We start from the raw sequence: 20167 nt of genomic DNA, 5'->3' as shown, positions 1-20167 counted from the left end.
GGGCGCACTACGGCACCGACGGACCACGATACCAGCGGCCTGTCGCAAACCCCAAACCGGGCGCCGGAACCGCCGGTGGTGACGGGCAGGTGACAAGCGGGTTTCCGGCACTGCACAGCCCGGCATCCTGTAGCAGGATTTCGGGCATGAGCAGCCGAACAACCGTCGCCCGACCCCCCGACCGCTCCCGCTCGCGCAGGCGTTCCGACGGGGTGTTCGACGGCTATCGCGACGTGCCCGGCTACACGCTCGCGTTCGACGAGATGTTCGACGAGACCGGTGGGGTGCGAGCCCCCTACCGGCGGCTGCACCAACGGTTCGTCTCCACCGGCGCCGACGAGCTCGCGGCGCGCACCGAGGCCCTCGGCCGCGCCTTCACCGACCAGGGCGTCACCTTCTCCCTGTCCGGACAGGAGCGGCCCTTCCCGCTCGACCTGATGCCCCGGGTCATCGCGGCGGCGGAGTGGGCCCGCCTCGAACGGGGCATCACCCAGCGGGTGAAGGCGCTCGAGATGTTCCTCGACGATGTCTACCGCGAGCAGCACATCCTCCGCGACCGCGTCATCCCCAAGCGGCTGGTGACCTCGTGCGAGCACTTCCACCGCGAGGCCGTCGGCATCGTCCCGCCCAACGGCGTCCGGATCCACGTCGCGGGCATCGACCTGATCCGCGACGAGAACGGCACGTTCCGGGTCCTCGAGGACAATCTGCGCTCGCCGTCCGGGGTGTCGTACGTCATGGAGAACCGGCGGGTGATGGCCCGGATCGCCCCGGACCTGTTCCGCGAGCACCGGGTGCGTCCCGTCGGCGACTACGCCTCGCACCTGCTGCGGGCGCTGCGGGCGGCCGCCGCGCTCAACGCCGCCGACCCGACCGTGGTGGTGCTGACCCCCGGCGTGGCCAACTCCGCGTATTTCGAGCACTCCCTGCTGGCCCGGCAGATGGGTGTCGAACTCGTCGAGGGCCGGGACCTGTTCTGTCGTGACAACGCGGTCTACATGCGCACCACCGAAGGCGAACGGCAGGTCGACGTGATCTACCGCCGGATCGACGACGCCTTCCTCGATCCGATGCAGTTCCGTCCCGACTCCGTGCTCGGCGTCGCCGGCATCCTCAACGCCGCCCGCGCCGGCAACGTCGTGATCTCGAGCGCCGTCGGCAACGGTGTCGGCGACGACAAGCTCGTCTACACCTACGTCCCCGAGATCATCGACTACTACCTCGGCGAGAAGCCGCTGTTGCCCAACGTCGACACGCTGCGCTGCTGGCTGGACGAGGAATGCGAGGAGGTGCTCGACCGTCTCGACGAACTCGTGATCAAGCCGGTGGAAGGCTCCGGCGGGTACGGCATCGTGTTCGGTCCCGACGCCTCGCCCGCCGAGCTGAAGACCATGACCCGCAAGATCCGCAACGACCCGCGCAGCTGGATCGCCCAGCCCGTCGTGCAGTTGTCCACCGTTCCCACCCGGGTGGGGGACCGGCTCGCGCCGCGTCACGTGGACCTGCGGCCCTTCGCCGTCAACGACGGGGAGGAGGTGTGGGTGCTGCCCGGCGGTCTCACGCGCGTCGCGCTGCCCGAAGGGTCGCTCGTGGTGAACTCGAGCCAGGGCGGCGGCAGCAAGGACACGTGGGTGCTCGCCGCGCGCAGTTCCGGGGAGGAACGAGAACTCGGCGGCGCCCAGGTGGTCGACCGGCCGGCGCACGGCGCGCAGGTCGAGCACGGACCCGACATCGGCGGCCCACAACAGCAACAGCAACAACAGCAGCAGCAGAGCGGGCTCGGGGGTGGGCGCTGATGCTGGCCCGCAATGCCGAGTCCCTGTTCTGGATCGGCCGCTACGTCGAACGCGCCGACGACACCGCCCGCATCATGGACGTCGCGGTGCACCAGCTGCTCGAGGACTCCACGGTCGACCCCGACCGCACCTGCCGGCAGCTGCTGCGGGTACTCGGATTCGCCGAGCCGCCGGGCGTGCTGGACGTGTCCACCGTGGTCGACCTGATCGCGTTCGACCGGCAGGGGCAGGGGTCGATCGTCGATTCCGTCGCGCACGCGCGCGAGAACGCCCGCGGCGCCCGCGAGGTCACCTCCAGCGAGATGTGGGAGTGCCTGAACGCCACCTACAACGGTCTCGCCGAGCGCAAGCGGGCCGCCCAGCGGCTCGGACCGCACGAGTTCTTCCGGTACGTCGAGGAGCGTGCGGCGATGTTCGCGGGCCTGGCGGACTCGACGCTCAGCCGCGACGACGGCTATCGCTTCCTGCTGCTGGGCCGGTCCATCGAACGCGTCGACATGGTGGTACGGCTGCTGCTCTCCCGGGCGGGCGACCGCCCGGGCTCGCCGACGTGGGCGACGGTCCTGCGGTCGGTCGGTGGTCACGACACCTACCTGCGCACCTACCGCGGTGCCCTCGACGCGAGCCTGGTGCTCGAATTCATGCTGCTGGACCGGCTGTTCCCGCGGTCGGTGTTCTTCGCCATCAGCGAGGCCGAGCGGTGCCTCGGTGCGCTCGACCGGCATCCGCACAGCCGGATCGGTGCCCGGGACGAGGCGCAACGTCTGCTCGGCCGTGCCCGCAGCGAACTCGAGTTCCTCGCCCCCGGACGGCTGCTCGAGGATCTGCAGACGCGCCTGCAGTCGCTGCAGGAGATGTGCCGGCAGGTCGGCGAGGCGATCGCGCTGCAGTACTTCCACGCAGCGCCGTGGGTGGCCTGGACCGATGCCGGCGCGGCACAGGGGGAGACGATCGTGGAGGGTGAGTTGTGACCTGGCGGATGCGAGTGGTCCACAAGACGGGGTACGCGTACGACGCGCCGGTCACCTCGTCGTACAACGAGGTACGGCTCACGCCCCGCGCGGACAGCCGGCAGACCGTCGTGCTCAACCGGGTCGAGACCACCCCGGCGACACGGTCGTACCGGTACGTCGACTACTGGGGCACGGCGGTGACCGCGTTCGACCTGCACGCGCCGCACACCTCGCTGGAGGTGACCGGACTGTCGGTGGTGGAGACCGAGGAGACCGCGGTGCCCGACGAGGCGATCGGATGGGACGAACTGCGCAGCGAGGAGAACCGGGACCGCTACGACGAGGTGCTGCTGCCGTCGCGGTACGTGCCGGCCGATCGCGGTCTCGCCAGGGTCGCCCGGCAGATCGCCAAGGGTGCCGATCCGGTGGCCGCGGTGCTGGCCGCGGCGCAGTGGGTGCACGACGAGATGTCCTACGTCCCCGGCACGACGGGGGTGCACACCTCGGCCGTGCAGGCCTTCGAGGAACGCGAGGGGGTCTGCCAGGACTATGCGCACCTGACGCTGCTCCTGCTGCGCGGCATGGGAATTCCCAGCCGGTACGTGTCGGGTTACCTGCATCCGACGGCCGCTGCCCCCGTCGGGGCGACCGTCGCGGGGGAGTCGCACGCGTGGGTCGAGGCCTGGACCGGTTCGTGGTGGGGTTACGACCCGACCAACGCCACGGTCGTCGGTGAACAGCACGTGTCCGTCGGTACCGGCCGGGACTACGCGGACGTGCCGCCGCTGAAGGGCATCTACTCCGGCGGCGGTTCGACGGCACTCGACGTTGTTGTGGAGGTCACCCGGCTTGCGTAGTGTCCGCTGTGTCTTGTTGCGGTAGTGCTGTGCGGCCTGTGAGCCCGTCTTCGACCCGCGGTGCTCGCCAGTGCCGAAGTTCGACACATCGGATCCGGTCCCGCGGGACCGCACGACGCGAGGTGGGCGCATGACGAACGAACGCGAGACGGGCCACGAGGGCCGGGCGGCGGACCGGGCACCCGGGGCCGCCGAGCACGAGACCGAGCACGAGACCGCGCTCGAGGCCGTGGAGAAGGACGAATTCTCGGACGCCAAGAAGTACGCCGCGGAGGCGATCGGCACGTTCGTGCTGGTCTTCTCCGCGGTCGGCACGGCGGTGTTCGCCGGGGACAAGGTCGGCAATCTCGGCGTCGCGCTGGCGTTCGGGCTGACCCTGCTGTTCCTCGTCTACGCCATCGGGCCGATCTCCGGATGCCATGTGAACCCGGCGGTGACGGTCGGCCAGCTCGCGATCGGCCAGGTCACCCTCAAGCGGGCGGTGTTCTACGTCGTGGCCCAGGTCCTCGGCGGCCTCGTCGCGGGCGTGACGATCTACTCGGTGGCGCAGTCGCTGCCCACCTACGACCGGGCCGCGCAGGGGCTCGGCGCCAACGGCTGGGGCCCGCACAGCCCGTCGGCGGTGGAGGGCCCGCTCGGCGGTGTGCTCGTCGAGGGTTACGGGATCGGGGCGACCATGGTCGTCGAGGTGCTGCTGACCGCGCTGCTGGTGTTCGTGGTGCTCGCCGCGACGGACCAGGCCTCGGACGTCCTGCTGGCCGGGGTGTCGATCGGATTCACCCTGGCGGTGATCCACCTGGTCTCGATCCCGATCGACAACACCTCGGTCAATCCGGCGCGGAGCATCGCGGTCGCGCCGTACCAGGACGGCGCGCTCGGACAGCTCTGGCTGTTCATCCTGTTCCCGCTGATCGGCGGCGCCCTCGGGGCGCTGGTCTACCGGTCGCTGTTCGGGCGGTTCGCCGGATTGCGGCCGTCCACGGCGCGGGTGGCGGGCGCCCGCCGGCGGTAAGGCGAGGGCCGGCTACTGCCAGCCGTACTCGGCGCGAAGGCGCGTGGCGACCTGCTCGAACCGGGCCCGGTCGAGCACCGCGCCTTCGCGCCGGATGCCTTCCTCGGGCACGTCCAGCACGCGGTCCAGGCGGACCCAGCTGGGCCGGCTGCCCGCGTCCCAGCTGCCGTTGCCCAGGGCCAGCCAGTCGCGGTGACCGTCCCGGTCGTTGTTCGACGACAGCATCAGGCCGAGCAGGGTGCCACCGTTGCGTCCGACGACGAGCACGGGCCGGTCCTTGCCCTGGGTCGCGTCCTCCTCGTAGGCCACCCACGTCCACACGATCTCGCCGGGGTCCGCGCGGCCGTCGAGGTCGGGGGCGTAGGCGATCCGCCGGGCGCGCTGCGCGGTGGGAGCGGTGTGGGAGGTCACCGGGCGGCCGGGCTTCGGGACCGGCCGGGCGGTGTCGGCGGCACCGGAGCCGAGCGCGGTCCGGGCCCGGTCGAGGGCGCCGGAGCGCTGCACCTGCTCGAGCAATCGCGGTCCCTGCTCGACCGCGAGCCGTCCCAGTTGCCTGCCCAGTTTCTTCCATGTGCCAGCCACGTCGGCGAGCTTAGCGGCGTGCGGGGCCGCGCAGGTGCGGCCGCGGGACCGGACCCGCCGCGACTTGGATATTCTGCAGGGGTGACCGCGTCCCGCCAGGGCCGCTGCCCGTCCGAGTCAGGAGCCCGACATCAGCACCTTCGCCGACACCACGTTCACGGACCCCGCGAAGATCCGGAACTTCTGCATCATCGCGCACATCGACCACGGCAAGTCGACGCTCGCGGACCGCATGCTGCAGCTCACCGGTGTGGTCGAGGAGCGCCAGATGCGGGCCCAGTACCTCGACCGGATGGACATCGAGCGCGAGCGCGGGATCACCATCAAGGCCCAGAACGTGCGGCTGCCGTGGCAGGTCGACGGCGAGGACTACGTGATGCACCTCATCGACACGCCCGGGCACGTGGACTTCACGTACGAGGTCTCCCGTGCGCTCGAGGCATGCGAGGGCGCGGTGCTCCTCGTCGACGCCGCCCAGGGCATCGAGGCGCAGACCCTCGCGAACCTCTACCTCGCTCTCGACAAGGATCTGACGGTCATCCCGGTCCTGAACAAGATCGATCTGCCCGCGGCCGACCCGGACCGCTACGCCGCCGAGCTCGCCCACATCGTCGGCTGCGAGCCCGAGGACGTGCTGCGCGTGTCGGGCAAGACCGGCGTGGGCGTGCCGGAACTGCTCGACGAGGTGATCCGGCAGGTGCCGCCGCCGGTCGGCGACCCCGACGCGCCGGCCCGCGCGATGATCTTCGACTCGGTGTACGACACCTACCGCGGCGTCGTCACGTACGTGCGTGTGGTCGACGGCAAGATCGTGCCCCGCGAGAAGATCAAGATGATGTCCACCGGCGCCACCCACGAGCTGCTCGAGGTGGGCATCGTCTCGCCCGAGCCGAAGGCCACCGCCGGTCTCGGCGTCGGCGAGGTCGGCTATCTCATCACCGGCGTGAAGGACGTGCGCCAGTCGAAGGTCGGCGACACCGTCACCTCTGCCCGCGGCGGCGCCGCCGAGCCGCTCACCGGCTACCGCGAGCCCCGCCCGATGGTCTACTCCGGCCTGTACCCGGTGGACGGGTCGGACTACCCCGTCCTGCGCGACGCTCTCGACAAGTTGCAGCTCAACGACGCCGCGCTCACCTACGAACCCGAGACGTCGGTGGCTCTGGGCTTCGGATTCCGGTGCGGCTTCCTCGGCCTGCTGCACATGGAGATCACCCGGGAGCGGCTCGAGCGCGAGTTCGGCCTCGACCTGATCTCCACCGCCCCCAACGTGGTCTACCGCGTGGTGCTCGAGGGCGGGCAGGAGCACATCGTCACCAACCCGTCGGACTGGCCCGAGGGCAAGGCCCGCGAAATCTACGAGCCGATCGTCAAGTGCACGATCATCTCCCCGAGCGAGTTCATCGGTTCGATCATGGAACTGTGCCAGTCGCGGCGCGGCGAGCTCGGCGGCATGGACTATCTGTCCGAGACCCGCGTCGAGCTGCGCTACACCCTGCCGATGGCCGAGATCATCTTCGACTTCTTCGACTCGCTGAAGTCCCGCACCCGCGGCTACGCCAGCCTCGACTACGAGGAGGCCGGCGAGCAGGAAGCCGCGCTGGTGAAGGTGGACATCCTGTTGCAGGGTGAGGCCGTCGACGCGTTCAGTGCGATCGTCCACAAGGACGCGGCGGCCGCGTACGGCAACAAGATGACCACCAAACTCAAGGAGCTCATCCCGCGGCAACAGTTCGAGGTCCCGGTGCAGGCGGCGATCGGGTCGAAGATCATCGCCCGGGAGAACATCCGCGCGATCCGCAAGGACGTGCTCGCCAAGTGCTACGGCGGCGACATCAGCCGCAAACGCAAGCTGCTCGAGAAGCAGAAGGAGGGCAAGAAGCGGATGAAGACGATCGGCCGGGTGGACGTTCCGCAGGAGGCGTTCGTGGCCGCGCTCTCGTCCGAGGCGTCTGCCGACAAGCCGAAGGGGAAGTAGCCCACCGTGCTCGAGACCTGGCTCACGCGCACCCTGGGCATCACCGTCCCGCTGCTCGGCGCCCCGATGGGAGGCCGCGCCGGCGGCCGGCTGGCCGGCGAGGTGACCCGCGCGGGGGGCCTCGGTCTGATCGGAGCCGCGCGTTACAACACCCCGCAATGGCTGGCGGCCGAGTCGGCGGTGGCCCGCGAACTCGGCGGCGGGCTGCTCGGTTTCGGCCTGATGACGTGGTCGCTGGCCGCCGACGACAGTCTTCTCGACGCGGTGCTGGCCGAACGGCCCCGGGTGGTGTCGCTGTCCTTCGGCGATCCGGCGCCCTATGTGCCGCGCGTGCACGCGGCGGGCGCCCTGGCGATCTCCCAGATCAACACGATCGAGGACCTGCGGATCGTCGAGGCCGCCGGGGTCGACGCGGTCGTCGCGCAGGGACACGAGGCCGGCGGGCACACCGGCCGCATCGGGACGCTGCCGCTCCTGCAGGAGGTGCTCGAATCGACGTCGCTGCCGGTGCTCGCCGCCGGCGGCATCGCGTCCGGACGGGGACTGGCCGCGGTGCTCGCGGCCGGCGCCGAGGGCGCGCTCGTCGGCACCGCGTTGCTGGCGAGCCCCGAGACGGTCGGCCCGGAGTATGCCCGGGACAGGCTCGTCGCGGCGAGCAGCACCGACACCGTCTACACCGACGTCTTCGACCGGGCCCGGCACCAGCCGTGGCCGGCGCGGTGGGGCGGCCGGGCCCTGACGAACGACTACACCGCCGAGTGGCACGGGCGCGGCGCCGACGAGGAGACCCTCGCCGCCGCGTACGACGGCAACGACCCCCGGCTCGGCGTGGTCTACGCGGGCGAGGCGGCCGGACTCGTGCGGGAACAGCGGCCCGCCGGCGAGATCGTCCGCGACATCGCGACCCGCGCGGAGGAACTGCTGCGCCGCTTCGGGTAGCGGGTCAGGGCGCCGGACGCGCGGGCAGGAACTCCCCGGCCGCGATCTGTTCCTCCGCCCGGATCACGTGCACGACCGCGTTGATCTGCGCCAGGTGGGTGAAGGCCTGGGGGAAGTTGCCCAGGTGCCGGCCCGAGCGCGGGTCGATCTCCTCGGCGTAGAGCTTGAGCGGGCTGGCGTAGCCGAGGAGTCGTTCGCACAGGGTGCGGGCCCGTTCCACCTCGCCGATCTCCACCAGGGCGGAGACCAGCCAGAACGAGCAGATCGTGAAGCTGCCCTCCTCGCCGGTCAATCCGTCGTCGGTGGAGTCCACCCGGTACCGCAGGACCAGGCCGTCCTCGGTCAGTTCGTCCTCGATCGCCAGGACCGTCGCCCGCACCCGCGGGTCGTCGGCCGGCAGGAACCGCAGCAGCACGACCAGCAGCGCGGACGCGTCCAGGGAGGGATGACCGTAGCGCTGGGTGAACACCCCGCGCTCGTCGACGCCGTGGGCGAGAATGTCCGCCTTGATCTCGTCGGCGACGGCGTCCCACCGCGCGGCGTGGTCCGGGCGGCCCTGCATGCGCGCCAGTCGCGCGCCGCGATCGAGGGCGACCCAGCACATCACCTTGGACGAGGTGAAATGCTGCGGCTCTCCCCGGACCTCCCAGATGCCGCGATCGGGCAGGCGCCAGTGGTCCTCGGCCTGGCCGACGAGCCGCTGCACGGCCGGCCAGAAGGTCTGGGGCATGTGCCGGCGGGTCCTCGCGTGCAGGTACACCGAGTCGAGCATGGCGCCCCAGATGTCGTGCTGCGTTTGGTGATAAGCATCGTTGCCGATCCGCACCGGACGGGCCCCGTCGTAGCCGCACAGGTGGTCGAGCTGCGATTCGGTGAGCACGCGCTCCCCACCCACGCCGTACATCACCTGCAGCGGCTGCAACCGGCCGTCCTCGCTGCGGGAGGCGTCGGAGATGAACGCGAAGAACGCGTCGGCCTCCCGGTCGAGGCCGAGGGTGTACAGGCCCCACAGTGCGAACGTGGAATCCCGCACCCACGCGTAGCGGTAGTCCCAGTTCCGTTCTCCGCCAGGCGTTTCCGGAAGAGACGTGGTGGCCGCCGCGAGCAGGGCGCCGGTCGGTGCGTAGGTCAGGCCCTTGAGGGTCAGGGCGCTGGCCTGCAGGTAACTCCGCCAGGGGTGATCGGGGAAACGGCCCGTGGTGATCCACTCGCGCCAGAAGTCGGCCGTCTCCGCCATTTTCGCGGCGGCTTCCTCGAACGTGGCGGGACACTGCACATCCGACCACGACAGCGCGACGAACGCCTTGTCGCCCTTGACCATCCGGGTGCGTGCCCGAGCCTCGCCGCCCTCGAGCCCGAGCCGGAGGTCGGTGGTGAGCCGTAGTTCGGGATGCTCGCCGGGTTCGCCGCCGGTGCAGAACGCGGTGGCCTCCTCGTACACCTTGCCCGTGTACTCCCAGCGCACCGGGGCGCGGTGGTAGTCGAACGCCGGCGCGCAACTGACGTCGAGTTCCACCGTCCCGCTCACGCAGCGGACGGTGCGCAGCAGAATGTGCTCGGCGTCCCAGTCCGTCGGCGTCCGGGTGTGAGTGCGCGATCGTTCCTGGACGGCGTGCCAGGGCCCCATCACCAGCGCGTCCCGCACCACCATCCATCCCGTCTCGGTCTGCCACGTGGTCTCGAGGATCAGTCCGCCGGGCAGATACCGGCGTGCAGCGGGCACGGTGCGGTCGTGCGGTCCGACACGGAAGTACCCGGCGCTGCGGTCGAGAATCGCCCCGAACACGCTGGGCGAGTCGGGCCGGGGCAGGCACATCCATTCCACCGCCCCGTTGCGCGCGATGAGGCATGTCGTTTCGCAGTCCGACAGGAACGCGTAGTCGTCGATCGGCGGGTACGGGCTGCGGTGTGGCGGGTGGGAATGCGCGGAGGAGATCCCGGACCCCGGAAACGTCTGTGCCATCACCTCATGATCCCGGCACCCGGCCGTCGGCGTCCACCGAAACGGCGACGACTAGGGTGGGGGCGTGGATCGGGTGGCATCGTGGTGGGACGGCTTCGAGTTGTGGCTGGCCGGCCTTCCCTTCGTCCCGCAGGTCGCGCTGGTGCTGGTCGTCATGGTGCCGTTGTGCGCCGGCGTGGCCTGGCTGCTCGACCGCGCCCTCGCGGGCGTGCTCGCGGCCGTCGGACGCAGAGAGCCGGCCGCGTCCGAACGGAAGACGGAGGATCGCTGACATGCCACGCTCGCGCGTGACCCTGGCCCTGCTGGCCCTGCTCGTTCTCGTCGTCGTGGCCTGGCTGCTGACCCGCTGACCCTGCGCCGGAGGTACGTCGTGAAATCTCGTCCGGGCCGGCGCGTCGCGGCGCTCGCCTCGATCGCGGCCGTCGTGCTCACCGCGTGTTCGGCCGGCTCCGGCGATCGCGGCGACGCGGCCGAGGCCGCCTCCGGGCCCACCGTCGACCTGTACGCCCACGAGGGTGCCCGGGCGGCGCTGGACACGGTGATCGCCGCGTTCGGCGCCACCGAGGCCGGCGAGGACGTCCGGTTCGACGTCGCGTCCGGTCCGTCCGCGCAGCAGGCCGTCGCCGTCGTGGACGGCGCCTCGGCCGATTTCGTCACCTTCGCATCGGTGCCGGACCTGACCGGCCTCGTCGACGCGGGACTCGTCGACCCGGACTGGAACGCGGGAGCGTACCGGGGAGTCCCGTACGGGTCCGTCGTCACGATGGTCGTGCGGGAGGGCAATCCGCGGGGTGTGGCGGGCTGGGACGATCTGCTCGCGCCCGGTCTCGAGGTGATCACCCCCGACCCGTCGGCCTCCGGTGCGGCGAAGCTGAACCTGCTCGCCGCGTACGCCGCGACGAGCGACGGCGGTGCCGATCCGCAGGCGGGGCTGGACTACCTCGCCGCGCTCGTCGGTGACCACGTCGAAACCTCGCCCGCGAGCGGCGAAGAGGCCGTGGAGGCGTTCGTGCAGGGTGCCGGCGACGTGCTGCTCCTCTCGGAACAGGAGGCGTTGCGGCTCGAGCGCGACGGCGCCGCCGTCCGGCGTGTCCCCCTGACCACCACTCTCCGGATCGACAGCCCCGCCGCGGTGATCGACAACGCACCCGACGTGCGGGCGGCCCAGGAGTTCAACGACTTCCTCTACACCGGGGAGGCGCAACGGCTGTGGGCGGCGGCCGGATTCCGGCCCGCCGACCCGGGTGCCGCACGCGAGTTCGCCGACGACTTCCCGGCTCCCGAAAGACTGTGGACCGTCGAGGATCTCGGTGGCTGGAGCACGGTCGACGCCGAGCTGTTCCGGCCCGGTACCGGCAGCATCGCCGTGATCTACGCCGGCGCGGCGAACTAGGGCGACGGAGCCGGGGATCCGCGCGCCCTGCGGACTGCTGCGCTCGAAATTCCTTGCGCGACCGGAGGTCACGGCCGCATGCGTCACTCGCGGCAGATGAGTACCGGGCAGCGGGAGTGATGGAGCAGGCCCTGGCCGGTGGAGCCGAGCAGAGCCGACGCGATCGTGCTGCGACCGTGGCTGCCCACCGCGACGAGTTGCGCGTCGATGGAACGCTCGATGAGGGCCACCATCGCGCCGCGGCGCTCGAGCTCCGTCCGCAGCTCGACGTCGGGATACCGCTCGCGCCAGCCGGCCAGGCTCTCCGCGAGGTCGGCGACCTTCTGCTCCGCGTACGTCGTCCAGTCGACGAAGCGGGCGGACTCGTCGTAGCCCCGCAGGGTCGACTGCTCGGTCCATGCGTGCACGGCGATCAGCGGTACGCCGAGGAACGACGCGAACTCGAACGCATGCTCGATGGCAGCGTTGCTCAACGCGCTGCCGTCGACGCCGACGACGACCGGCCGGGTGTCCACCTCCTCGTGATCGCCCTCGCCCCGCCACGCCACGACCGGGCAACGGGCGTGGTTGGCGACGCGGACGACGTCGGAGCCGGCGAACATCGAGCGCAGTTCGCCGGTCGTGGTCCGGCCCACCACCAGCAGGCGGGCGGTCTTCGACAGTTCGACGAGGGTCTTCGCCGGCGGTCCCGGCCGGCTGCTGCATTCGACCGTCACGTCCGTGCGGCCGTCGAGCGCCGCCCGGCGGGCGCGTTCGAGCAGCCGTTCGCTGTCGGCCTGCAGGAGCTTGGCGAACTCCTCCTTGGATCTGCCGCCGGTCGCGCTCGGCGCATCGGGCAGCACGTTGACGAGGTGCAGCGGCTCGCGGAAGATCCGGGCGGCAGATGCGGCCCAGTGGGCCGCGGAGAACGAGCCGTCCGAACCGTCGATGCCGACTACGATCCCGTGCCGAATCGGTGCTGTGGCCATGACGATGCCTCCTTGCCTCGACTCCAGTCTGTCCCGATAGGACCGGCGTGCGCCAGAGGCAATCGGTGGTTGTCAGGCGATGTGGCGCGCGGCGGTCCCGGCGTGCACGAGCGACTGCCGGTAGCGCTCGTCGATCACGAGCCCGACGGAATCGGAGGCCGCGAGGGTGGTGGCGCAGCTGACCTCGGGGAACGCCGCCCGGGCGGCGGCGACGGCGCGGTCCCACAGCAGGCCGGGGGCGAGCATCCACGGCGCGAGCACGAGGGTGGTGGCGCCGGCGGCGCGCAGGGCCGCCAGGGCGTCGACGACGGTCGGTGCCGCGGCGGTGGCGAAGCACGTCCGGCCCCACGCCCACGACGTGCCCCGCAGCAGGCGCGGGGTGATCGCGTCGGTGGCGGCGTTGGCGTCGTGGCGGCGGGATCCGACCGCGCACAGCGCGACGCCCACCGTCGGGTCGGTCCGGGAGACACCGGTGGCGGCGATCGCCTCGCGGGCCGCCGCGACGAGACGGTCGTCGGCGCCGAGGACGTCCGCCTGGATCACGTCGAGAAGCGGGTGCCGGGCGCGGGCCTCGGCGAGCAGCGCGGGCAGATCCACGCGGGCGTGGAAGGCGCTGCCCAGCAGCAACGGGACCACCACCACGCGGCGGTGTCCCTCGGCGGCGACGGCGTCGACGACCTGCCCCACCGACGGGGTGTTCAGGTCCAGGAACGCAAGCCGCACGTCCCGGCCCGGGTGGCGTTCCCGCAGCGCCGCGAGCACGGCAGCCATGGCGCGCGCCGAGCGCGGGTCACGGCTGCCGTGCGCGACGGCGACGAGCGGGATCATGCGGGGACGCGGTCCCCGAGTTCGATCTCGGCGAGGCTGTTGCCCACCAGGCCCGCCGCGAGGGTGTTGCCGCCCGCGGGATCGATGAGCAGGAAGCTGCCCGTGCGCCGGTTGACCTTGTAGTCGTCGGCCGCGATGGGCTCGGCGACCCGGACGGTGATGCGGGCGATCTCGTTGAGCTCGAGCGACTCGGGGGTGGGAACCGAGGTCAGGGTCTGCTCGTCGAAGCGCTCCTCGAGCGTCCCGACGATCGCCTGCGTCGTGCGGGTGCCGTGCTTGAGCAGCAGCCGGGCACCGGGCCGCAGCGGCTTCTCCGCCAGCCAGCACACCGTCGCCTCGAACTGGCCGATCGGTTCCGGGGCGGCGGCCGGGGCGGCGATGACGTCGCCGCGGGAGACGTCCACGTCATCCGCGAGGATCAGCGTGACGCTGCGGCCGGCGTGCGCGACGTCGAGCTCGCCGTCGGCGGTGTCGATCCGCTCGATCGTGGTCCGGGTGCCCGCGGGCAGGATCACGACCTCGTCGCCGGGACGGACACTGCCCGCCGCGACCTGTCCGGCGTAGCCGCGGTAGTCCGGGAACTCGGCGGTGCGGGGCCGGATCACGTACTGGACCGGGAACCGCAGCCCGATCTCGTGACGGCCGTGGACGTCGGCGTCGACCGGGACGGACTCGAGGTGCTCGATGAGCGTCGGACCGTCGTAGTATGGCGTGTTCTCCGAACGGACCGCGACGTTGTCCCCGTGCAGGGCGGAGACCGGGATCTCCTGCACGTCCTCCGGGGACCAGCCGAGCGACCGGGTCAGGGCGTTGAACTGGTCGCAGATGTCGGCGAACACGCGCGCCGGGTCGTCGACCAGGTCGATCTTGTTGACCGCCAGGACGAGCTTGGGCACGCCGAGCAGCGCGAGGACGGCGGCGTGCTTGCGGGTCTGCGCGATCACGCCCTTGCGGGCGTCGACGAGCAGCACCACGAGCTGGGCGGTGGACGCACCCGAGACGGTGTTGCGGGTGTACTGCACGTGTCCCGGGGTGTCCGCGAGCACGAAGCTGCGCCGGGGTGTGGCGAAGTAGCGGTACGCGACGTCGATGGTGATGCCCTGTTCGCGCTCGGCGCGCAGGCCGTCGACGAGCAGGGACAGGTCGGGGGTGTCGAGACCCTTGTCGACCGAGGCGCGGGTGACCGCGTCGATCTGGTCGGCCAGCACGGACTTGGTGTCGTACAGCAGCCGGCCCACGAGGGTGGACTTGCCGTCGTCGACGCTACCGGCGGTGGCGAGTCGAAGGAGGTCGCTCATGATCAGAAATATCCCTCTCGCTTGCGGTCCTCCATGGCCGCTTCGGAAACGCGGTCGTCGCCGCGGGTCGCCCCGCGCTCGGTGAGCCGCGACGCGGCGACCTCGGCGAGGATCGCCTCGTTGTCGGCGGCCTCGGACAGGATCGCGCCGGTGGTGGAGCCGTCGCCGACCGTGCGGTAGCGCACCGACCGGACCTCGAGTTCCTCACCCTCGGCCGGGCCGCCCCAGACGCCGGGCGTCATCCACATGCCGTCGCGCCGGTACACCGGGCGCTGGTGGGCGTAGTAGATGCCGGCGAGTTCGACGTTGTCCCGGGCGATGTACCGCCAGATGTCGAGCTCGGTGAAGTTGCTCAGCGGGAAGACCCGCACGTGCTCGCCGGGGGCGTGCCGGCCGTTGTACAGGTTCCACAGCTCGGGCCGCTGCCGCTTGGGATCCCACTGGCCGAAGGCGTTGCGCAGCGAGAAGATCCGCTCCTTGGCGCGGGAGCGCTCCTCGTCGCGGCGGCCGCCGCCGAACACCGCGTCGAAGCGGTTCTCGGCGATGGCGTCGAGCAGCGGCACCGTCTGCAGCGGATTGCGGATCCCGTCGGGCCGCTCGGTGAGGCGGCCGTCGGCGAGGTAGTCCTCGACCTTCGCCACGTGCAGCCGCAGCCCGTACTTCTCGACGACGTGGTCGCGGAACTCGAGGACCTCGGGAAGGTTGTGCCCGGTGTCGACGTGCAGCAGCGCGAACGGCAGCGGCGCGGGCCAGAAGGCCTTGAGCGCCAGATGCAGCAGGACCGTCGAGTCCTTGCCGCCCGAGAACAGGATCACCGGGCGCTCGAATTCGCCGGCGACCTCGCGGAAGACGTGGATCGCTTCGGACTCGAGCGCGTCGAGGGTGTCGAACCTGTCGCCGTCCGACTTGCGCCGGGATTCGGAGAAATTCGTGTCGATGAGTGTCATGAGGCGTGCAACCCGCATTCGATCTTGGCTCGGCCGGCCCACCGTCCGCTGCGCGGATCGGCTCCGGGTAGTGGTTTGGCGGTGCAGGGGGCGCACCCGATGGACGGATAGCCCTCGTCGACCAGGGGATTGACGAGGATCCCGTGCTCGTCGATGTAGTTCTGCATGTCCTCGTCGGACCACGCGGCGATCGGGTTGATCTTCACCAGCCCGAAGGCATCGTCGAAGGAGATCAGCGGGGCGTTGGCCCGGGTGGGGGCCTCCACCCGGCGGATGCCGGTGACCCACGCCTGATAGCCCTTCAGGGTCTCCTTCAGCGGCACCACCTTCCGCAGGCGGCAGCACTCGTTGGGGTCCCGCGCGAACAGATCCTTGCCGAGCAGTGCGTCCTGCTCGGCCACCGTCTGCTGCGCCTTGGCCTCGACCAGGTTGACGCCGTACACCTGCGCCACGGCGTCACCGGTGCCGAGGGTCTCCGCGAAGTGGTAACCGGTGTCGAGGAACAGCACGTCCACGCCGGGATGCACCTGCGCCGCGAGGTGCACGAGCACCCCGTCCTGCATGTTCGACGCCACGATGTACGAGTCGCCGAAGTTCTCCTCGGTCCACTGCAGCAGTTCCCGCGCCGAGGCGCCGTCGAGAGTGGCCGCCCCCTGCGCGGCCAGCTCCCTCAGTTCCTCCGTTGTCCGTGTCGTGGTCACGTTCCGTCCTTCGATCGTCTGCTCCCCGGTCATCGCAAATCGGCCTCGTCCGCGCGCAGCACCCACTGCGAGAAGCGTTCTCCCGCAGTGCGGTGCTTGACGAAGTTGCGCACCACGCGCTCGATGTAGTCGCCCATCTCGGCGCTGGTCACCTTGTGCTGGCGCAGCTTGCGGCCGAACGCGGCATCCATGCCGAGCGTCCCGCCGAGGTGCACCTGGAAACCCTCCACCTGGTTGCCGTCCCCGTCGTCGACGAGCTGGCCCTTGAAGCCGATGTCGGCGACCTGGGAACGCGCGCACGAGTTGGGGCAGCCGTTGATGTTGATCGTCACCGGAACGTCCAGCTGGGCGTTGATGTCGGCGAGGCGCTGCTCGAGCTCGGGCACCAGCGCCTGCGAACGCTTGCGGGTCTCGACGAACGAGAGCTTGCAGAACTCGATGCCCGTGCAGGCCATCAGGTTCTTGCGCCACGGCGTCGGGTTCGCGGGCAGGCCCAGTTCGCCGAGGTCGGCGATCAGCTGATCTACCTTCTCGTCGGCGACGTCGAGCACGATGAGCTTCTGGTACGGCGTGAAGCGGATGCGATCGGATCCGGCCTTCTCGGCCGCGTCGGCGACGGCGGCGAGGATCGTGCCGGAGACCCGGCCCGCGATGGGGGCGACGCCGACCGCGTTGAGCCCGTTGCGCAGCTTCTGCACGCCCACGTGGTCGATCGGGCGCGCCGGCTTCTCCGGCGCGGGTCCGTCCAGCAGCGGCCGCTTCAGGTATTCCGTTTCGAGAACGTCCCGGAACTTCTCGACGCCCCAGTCCTTGATCAGGAACTTCAGCCGCGCCTTCGAGCGCAGGCGGCGGTAGCCGTAGTCGCGGAAGACCGACACGACGGCCTCCCACACGTCGGGCACCTCGGCGAGCGGGATCCACGCGCCGACCCGTTGCGCCAGCATCGGATTCGTCGACAGGCCGCCGCCGACCCACAGGTCGAAGCCGGGGCCGTGCTCGGGGTGGTTCACGCCGACGAACGCGACGTCGTTGATCTCGTGCACCACGTCCTGCTGACCGGAGATCGCGGTCTTGAACTTGCGCGGCAGGTTCGAGTACTTCGGGTCGCCGATGTAGCGGCGGACGATCTCCTCGACCGCCGGTGTGCCGTCGATGATCTCGTCGAGGGACTCGCCGGCGAGGGGGGAACCGAGCACCACGCGGGGGCAGTCGCCGCACGCCTCGGTGGTCTTCAGGCCGACGGATTCGAGACGGCGCCAGATCTCCGGGACGTTCTCGACCTCGATCCAGTGGTACTGGACGTTCTCGCGGTCCGACAGGTCGGCGGTGTCGCGAGCGAACTCGGTCGAGATCCCCGCGATCGTGCGCAACTGCGCGAGGTTCAGGGCGCCGCCGTCGCAGCGCACCCGCATCATGAAGTACTTCGCCTCGAGCAGATCGATGTTCTCGTCGCCGGTGTAGGTGCCGTCGTAGCCCTGTTCGCGCTGCGTGTACAGGCCCCACCAGCGGAAGCGGTTGCGCAGGTCGCTCCGGTCGATTCCGTCGAATCCCGTGTGCGCGTAGATGTCTTCGATGCGCCGGCGCACGTTGAGCGGGTTGTCGTCCTTCTTGACCTGCTCGTTGGGGTTGAGCGGCTCACGGTAGCCGAGGGCCCACTGGCCCTCCGCGCGCTGCTTGGCGGGCCGGGCCGGGCGGCGGCGGGCCGCGGCGGTTTCGGTCGTATCGCCGGCGGGGGAGACGTCGGTGGTCGACGACATACGGGTACTCCTGGAGTTCGCGAGGGACCGGATCGGGATCGGCAGGGCGGGCTGAGCCCGGCGCGGACATGCCTCGACCCGGCGGGAAGCGGGGGCTGCCGGGGGTGGGGCCGACTATCGACAGTCGGCGCAGAAACCGGCGGTGCAGGACAGACACCGCGATGCACAGACACGCTTGAGGTCGACGTGGCGTCGCGCCACGAGTCGCACTCCGGGTCCGGTCATGCGGACCATTGTGCCATGTCACGGGCCTGTTCTCGAAACGTGGCGGTATTTACGCCGAATTTCGGGGAAATGCCGAGGTGACAGCGCCGGGCCGGGGTGGCGTGTCCGGGCCGTGTCCGGGCGGCGGGCTCCGGTCGGCCTTCTGGAACACTGGGGGAGTGAGTGGAACCAATGTCGGAGTCGGAGCAGGGTTCGAATTGCCGGCCTCGGCCCTCGCCGGTGTCGGTTCCCGCCCGTTCGGCGTGTACGTGCACGTCCCGTTCTGCGCGAGCCGCTGCGGCTATTGCGACTTCAACACCTACACCGCCGGAGAGCTCGGCACGTCCGCGTCTCCGCAGTCGTGGCTCGAGGGGTTGCGCAGCGAGCTCGACATCGCGGCGCGACTGCTCGGCGCCCCGGCGGCGCAGACCGTCTTCGTCGGCGGTGGCACCCCGTCGCTGCTCGGTGCCGACGGCCTGTCGCAGGTGCTCGCGGCGGTCCGGTCGAGCTTCGGCCTCGCCCCGGGCGCGGAGGTGACGACGGAGTCCAACCCGGAATCGACGTCGCCGGAGTTCTTCGACGGCATCCGCGGGGCCGGTTACACCCGCGTGTCGCTGGGCATGCAGTCCGCCGCTCCGCACGTGCTCGCGGTGCTCGACCGCACGCACACCCCGGGCCGGGCCGTCGCGGCCGCGGGCGAGGCGCGGGCCGCCGGATTCGACCACGTCAACCTGGACCTGATCTACGGCACCCCCGGCGAGCGGGACGAGGACCTCGACGCGTCCCTCGACGCCGTGCTCGCTGCGGACGTCGATCATGTCTCGGCGTACGCGCTGATCGTCGAGGACGGCACCGCGCTCGCCCGCCGGGTGCGCAGGGGCGAACTGCCGGCCCCCGACGACGACGTGCTCGCGGCCCGCTACGAGCGCATCGACGCGCGGCTCGAGGCCGCCGGCCTGACCTGGTACGAGGTGTCGAACTGGGCGCGCGCCGGCGATCCGTCGGCGCGGTGCGCCCACAACCTCGGCTACTGGGACGGCGGCGACTGGTGGGGGGCCGGGCCGGGCGCGCACAGCCACGTCGGCGGCGTCCGCTGGTGGAACGTCAAGCACCCGGCGCGCTACGCGGACGCGCTCGCCGCCGGCGGGCTCCCGGTCGGGGGCAGCGAACTGCTCACCGCCGGCGACGTCCACACCGAACGGGTGATGCTCGAGGTGCGGCTGCGCACCGGCCTGCCGCTGGACGTGCTCGCCCCCGAGGAACGACGCGCCGCCGAGACCGTCGTCGCGGACGGCCTCGCCGACCTGCGCGCCGGCCGGCTGGTGCTCACCGATCGCGGCCGGCTCCTCGCCGACGCGGTGGTGCGCGCGATCCTGACCTGACCGCGCAGCCGCCCGGCGCCCTCACCGCGCAGCGGTGCGATGTCCTGACCGCGCAGCGGTGCGATGTCCTGACCGCGCAGCGGTGCGATGTCCCGACCGCGCAGCGGTGCGATGTCCCGGCCGCGCAGCGGTGCGATATCTACGCCTCGGTGGTGTCGGCGTCCGGGGCGTGAGGGAACAGGGCGTCGTAGTCGAACACTCGCGCATGCAGGACGGTGCGGTTGCGCAGCGCCGAGCGCACGGCCCGGTGCAGGCCGTCCTCGAGGTACAGCACACCCTTCCACTGGACCGCGTGCGGGAAGAGGTCGCCGTAGAAGGTGGAGTCCTCCGACAGCAGCCGGTCGAGCTCGAGCACCTTCGTGGTGGTGACGATCTGGTCGAGCCGCACCTGCCGGGGCGGGATCTGCGCCCAGTCGCGCAGCGAGAGCCCGTGGTCGGGATACGGCTTGCCGTCCCGGACGCCCTTGAAAATCATGGCACCAACTTACGACGCCTCGCCGGCGGGCGCCGTCCCGCTCGCCGTCCGGGACCGGCGACTAAACTGGAGCGAAACGGCACGCAGTGCACCGTCCTGCGGTGGTGCGTGCCGTTCCGGGTGCGACAGCAGAGACG

The 20167-nt window shown here is 71.0% G+C and carries 18 protein-coding genes; 9 read left to right on the top strand and 9 right to left on the bottom strand.

Annotation, left to right across the window (positions count from 1 at the left end; translation table 11 throughout):
• Positions 1 to 146 precede the first annotated feature (146 nt).
• The 4 genes from KZJ41_RS17370 to KZJ41_RS17355 all read left to right on the top strand — a co-directional run bounded on the left by KZJ41_RS17370 (position 147) and on the right by KZJ41_RS17355 (position 4618).
• Positions 147 to 1796 carry a circularly permuted type 2 ATP-grasp protein gene (locus tag KZJ41_RS17370; protein ID WP_206531182.1) on the top strand — a complete coding sequence of 550 codons (1650 nt, stop codon included), beginning with the start codon at positions 147 to 149 and terminating at the stop codon, positions 1794 to 1796.
• Positions 1796 to 2767 carry an alpha-E domain-containing protein gene (locus tag KZJ41_RS17365; RefSeq protein ID WP_006933787.1) on the top strand — a complete coding sequence of 324 codons (972 nt, stop codon included), beginning with the start codon at positions 1796 to 1798 and terminating at the stop codon, positions 2765 to 2767. The genes KZJ41_RS17370 and KZJ41_RS17365 overlap by 1 nt, the downstream gene beginning before the upstream one ends.
• Before the next feature lie 8 nt (positions 2768 to 2775).
• Positions 2776 to 3606 (top strand): transglutaminase family protein, encoded by an 831-nt coding sequence (locus KZJ41_RS17360; RefSeq protein ID WP_029544370.1) that lies wholly within the window; start codon positions 2776 to 2778, stop codon positions 3604 to 3606.
• A 130-nt stretch (positions 3607 to 3736) separates the two neighbouring features.
• Entirely contained in the window at positions 3737 to 4618 is an 882-nt protein-coding gene (locus KZJ41_RS17355; RefSeq protein ID WP_029544368.1) for an aquaporin, read from the top strand.
• Between the two features lie 12 nt (positions 4619 to 4630).
• On the opposite strand, the gene KZJ41_RS17350 is transcribed toward KZJ41_RS17355, so the two are convergent.
• Positions 4631 to 5200, bottom strand: a complete 570-nt coding sequence (locus KZJ41_RS17350; RefSeq protein ID WP_043801733.1) for a type II toxin-antitoxin system PemK/MazF family toxin — start codon at positions 5198 to 5200, stop codon at positions 4631 to 4633.
• Between the two features lie 187 nt (positions 5201 to 5387).
• Here KZJ41_RS17350 and lepA point away from each other — a divergent pair, with 187 nt between their 5' ends.
• Positions 5388 to 7175: a translation elongation factor 4 gene (lepA, locus tag KZJ41_RS17345; RefSeq protein ID WP_230304568.1), complete on the top strand. Its 1788-nt coding sequence runs from the start codon at positions 5388 to 5390 to the stop codon at positions 7173 to 7175.
• A 6-nt stretch (positions 7176 to 7181) separates the two neighbouring features.
• Complete coding sequence (locus tag KZJ41_RS17340; protein WP_043801736.1) at positions 7182 to 8114, top strand: nitronate monooxygenase family protein; 933 nt, start codon at positions 7182 to 7184, stop codon at positions 8112 to 8114.
• A 4-nt stretch (positions 8115 to 8118) separates the two neighbouring features.
• Here KZJ41_RS17340 and KZJ41_RS17335 read toward each other — a convergent pair whose 3' ends face one another.
• Positions 8119 to 10077 (bottom strand): glycoside hydrolase family 15 protein, encoded by a 1959-nt coding sequence (locus tag KZJ41_RS17335; protein ID WP_029544363.1) that lies wholly within the window; start codon positions 10075 to 10077, stop codon positions 8119 to 8121.
• Positions 10078 to 10141: 64 nt separating this feature from the next.
• Here KZJ41_RS17335 and KZJ41_RS17330 point away from each other — a divergent pair, with 64 nt between their 5' ends.
• Together KZJ41_RS17330 and KZJ41_RS17325 are read left to right on the top strand one after the other, a co-directional pair.
• Positions 10142 to 10348: a hypothetical protein gene (locus tag KZJ41_RS17330; protein WP_006933801.1), complete on the top strand. Its 207-nt coding sequence runs from the start codon at positions 10142 to 10144 to the stop codon at positions 10346 to 10348.
• A 99-nt stretch (positions 10349 to 10447) separates the two neighbouring features.
• Positions 10448 to 11470 (top strand): extracellular solute-binding protein, encoded by a 1023-nt coding sequence (locus KZJ41_RS17325; protein ID WP_043801740.1) that lies wholly within the window; start codon positions 10448 to 10450, stop codon positions 11468 to 11470.
• Between the two features lie 83 nt (positions 11471 to 11553).
• Here the strand turns inward: KZJ41_RS17325 and KZJ41_RS17320 are convergent, their stop codons facing one another.
• The 6 genes from KZJ41_RS17320 to KZJ41_RS17295 form a co-directional block, all read right to left on the bottom strand.
• Positions 11554 to 12438: a universal stress protein gene (locus KZJ41_RS17320; protein ID WP_029544359.1), complete on the bottom strand. Its 885-nt coding sequence runs from the start codon at positions 12436 to 12438 to the stop codon at positions 11554 to 11556.
• A 72-nt stretch (positions 12439 to 12510) separates the two neighbouring features.
• Positions 12511 to 13266 carry a sirohydrochlorin chelatase gene (locus KZJ41_RS17315; RefSeq protein WP_029544357.1) on the bottom strand — a complete coding sequence of 252 codons (756 nt, stop codon included), beginning with the start codon at positions 13264 to 13266 and terminating at the stop codon, positions 12511 to 12513.
• The gene (locus KZJ41_RS17310) at positions 13263 to 14564 is read right to left on the bottom strand and encodes a sulfate adenylyltransferase subunit 1 (protein ID WP_006933807.1); all 1302 of its coding nucleotides are present in this window, start codon (positions 14562 to 14564) and stop codon (positions 13263 to 13265) included. The genes KZJ41_RS17315 and KZJ41_RS17310 overlap by 4 nt, the downstream gene beginning before the upstream one ends.
• A 2-nt stretch (positions 14565 to 14566) precedes the next feature.
• Positions 14567 to 15511, bottom strand: a complete 945-nt coding sequence (gene cysD / locus KZJ41_RS17305) for a sulfate adenylyltransferase subunit CysD (RefSeq protein WP_006933809.1) — start codon at positions 15509 to 15511, stop codon at positions 14567 to 14569.
• Positions 15508 to 16245 (bottom strand): phosphoadenylyl-sulfate reductase, encoded by a 738-nt coding sequence (locus KZJ41_RS17300; RefSeq protein WP_029544355.1) that lies wholly within the window; start codon positions 16243 to 16245, stop codon positions 15508 to 15510. Before KZJ41_RS17300 ends, cysD begins: the two co-directional genes overlap by 4 nt.
• A complete protein-coding gene (locus KZJ41_RS17295; RefSeq protein ID WP_006933822.1) occupies positions 16242 to 17969 on the bottom strand; it encodes a nitrite/sulfite reductase in 1728 nt (575 codons plus the stop codon). The genes KZJ41_RS17300 and KZJ41_RS17295 overlap by 4 nt, the downstream gene beginning before the upstream one ends.
• Before the next feature lie 383 nt (positions 17970 to 18352).
• Between KZJ41_RS17295 and hemW the strand changes: the two genes are divergently transcribed.
• On the top strand, positions 18353 to 19555 hold the full coding sequence (gene hemW, locus KZJ41_RS17290) for a radical SAM family heme chaperone HemW (RefSeq protein WP_029544353.1): 1203 nt from the start codon (positions 18353 to 18355) through the stop codon (positions 19553 to 19555).
• Positions 19556 to 19694: 139 nt separating this feature from the next.
• On the opposite strand, the gene KZJ41_RS17285 is transcribed toward hemW, so the two are convergent.
• The gene (locus KZJ41_RS17285) at positions 19695 to 20030 is read right to left on the bottom strand and encodes a type II toxin-antitoxin system VapB family antitoxin (RefSeq protein WP_006933828.1); all 336 of its coding nucleotides are present in this window, start codon (positions 20028 to 20030) and stop codon (positions 19695 to 19697) included.
• Positions 20031 to 20167: the final 137 nt, after the last annotated feature.

The organism is Rhodococcus sp. 11-3, assembly GCF_023704055.1.
In the GTDB taxonomy this organism is placed as follows: domain Bacteria; phylum Actinomycetota; class Actinomycetes; order Mycobacteriales; family Mycobacteriaceae; genus Rhodococcus; species Rhodococcus aetherivorans.
Note: the sequence above shows the minus strand (reverse complement) of the source record. Positions and strands in the feature narration are given on the sequence as shown.

What these genes read in the sequence shown, in the direction of transcription:
- KZJ41_RS17365 (WP_006933787.1), top strand. Translation starts at nt 1,796, where the DNA reads ATGCTGGCCCGCAATGCCGAGTCCCTGTTCTGGATCGGCCGCTACGTC.
- KZJ41_RS17355 (WP_029544368.1), top strand. Translation starts at nt 3,737, where the DNA reads ATGACGAACGAACGCGAGACGGGCCACGAGGGCCGGGCGGCGGACCGG.
- KZJ41_RS17360 (WP_029544370.1), top strand. Translation starts at nt 2,776, where the DNA reads ATGCGAGTGGTCCACAAGACGGGGTACGCGTACGACGCGCCGGTCACC.
- KZJ41_RS17315 (WP_029544357.1), bottom strand. Translation starts at nt 13,266, where the DNA reads ATGATCCCGCTCGTCGCCGTCGCGCACGGCAGCCGTGACCCGCGCTCG.
- KZJ41_RS17285 (WP_006933828.1), bottom strand. Translation starts at nt 20,030, where the DNA reads ATGATTTTCAAGGGCGTCCGGGACGGCAAGCCGTATCCCGACCACGGG.
- KZJ41_RS17310 (WP_006933807.1), bottom strand. Translation starts at nt 14,564, where the DNA reads ATGAGCGACCTCCTTCGACTCGCCACCGCCGGTAGCGTCGACGACGGC.
- cysD (WP_006933809.1), bottom strand. Translation starts at nt 15,511, where the DNA reads ATGACACTCATCGACACGAATTTCTCCGAATCCCGGCGCAAGTCGGAC.
- KZJ41_RS17320 (WP_029544359.1), bottom strand. Translation starts at nt 12,438, where the DNA reads ATGGCCACAGCACCGATTCGGCACGGGATCGTAGTCGGCATCGACGGT.
- KZJ41_RS17335 (WP_029544363.1), bottom strand. Translation starts at nt 10,077, where the DNA reads ATGGCACAGACGTTTCCGGGGTCCGGGATCTCCTCCGCGCATTCCCAC.
- KZJ41_RS17300 (WP_029544355.1), bottom strand. Translation starts at nt 16,245, where the DNA reads ATGACCGGGGAGCAGACGATCGAAGGACGGAACGTGACCACGACACGG.
- KZJ41_RS17370 (WP_206531182.1), top strand. Translation starts at nt 147, where the DNA reads ATGAGCAGCCGAACAACCGTCGCCCGACCCCCCGACCGCTCCCGCTCG.
- KZJ41_RS17295 (WP_006933822.1), bottom strand. Translation starts at nt 17,969, where the DNA reads ATGTCGTCGACCACCGACGTCTCCCCCGCCGGCGATACGACCGAAACC.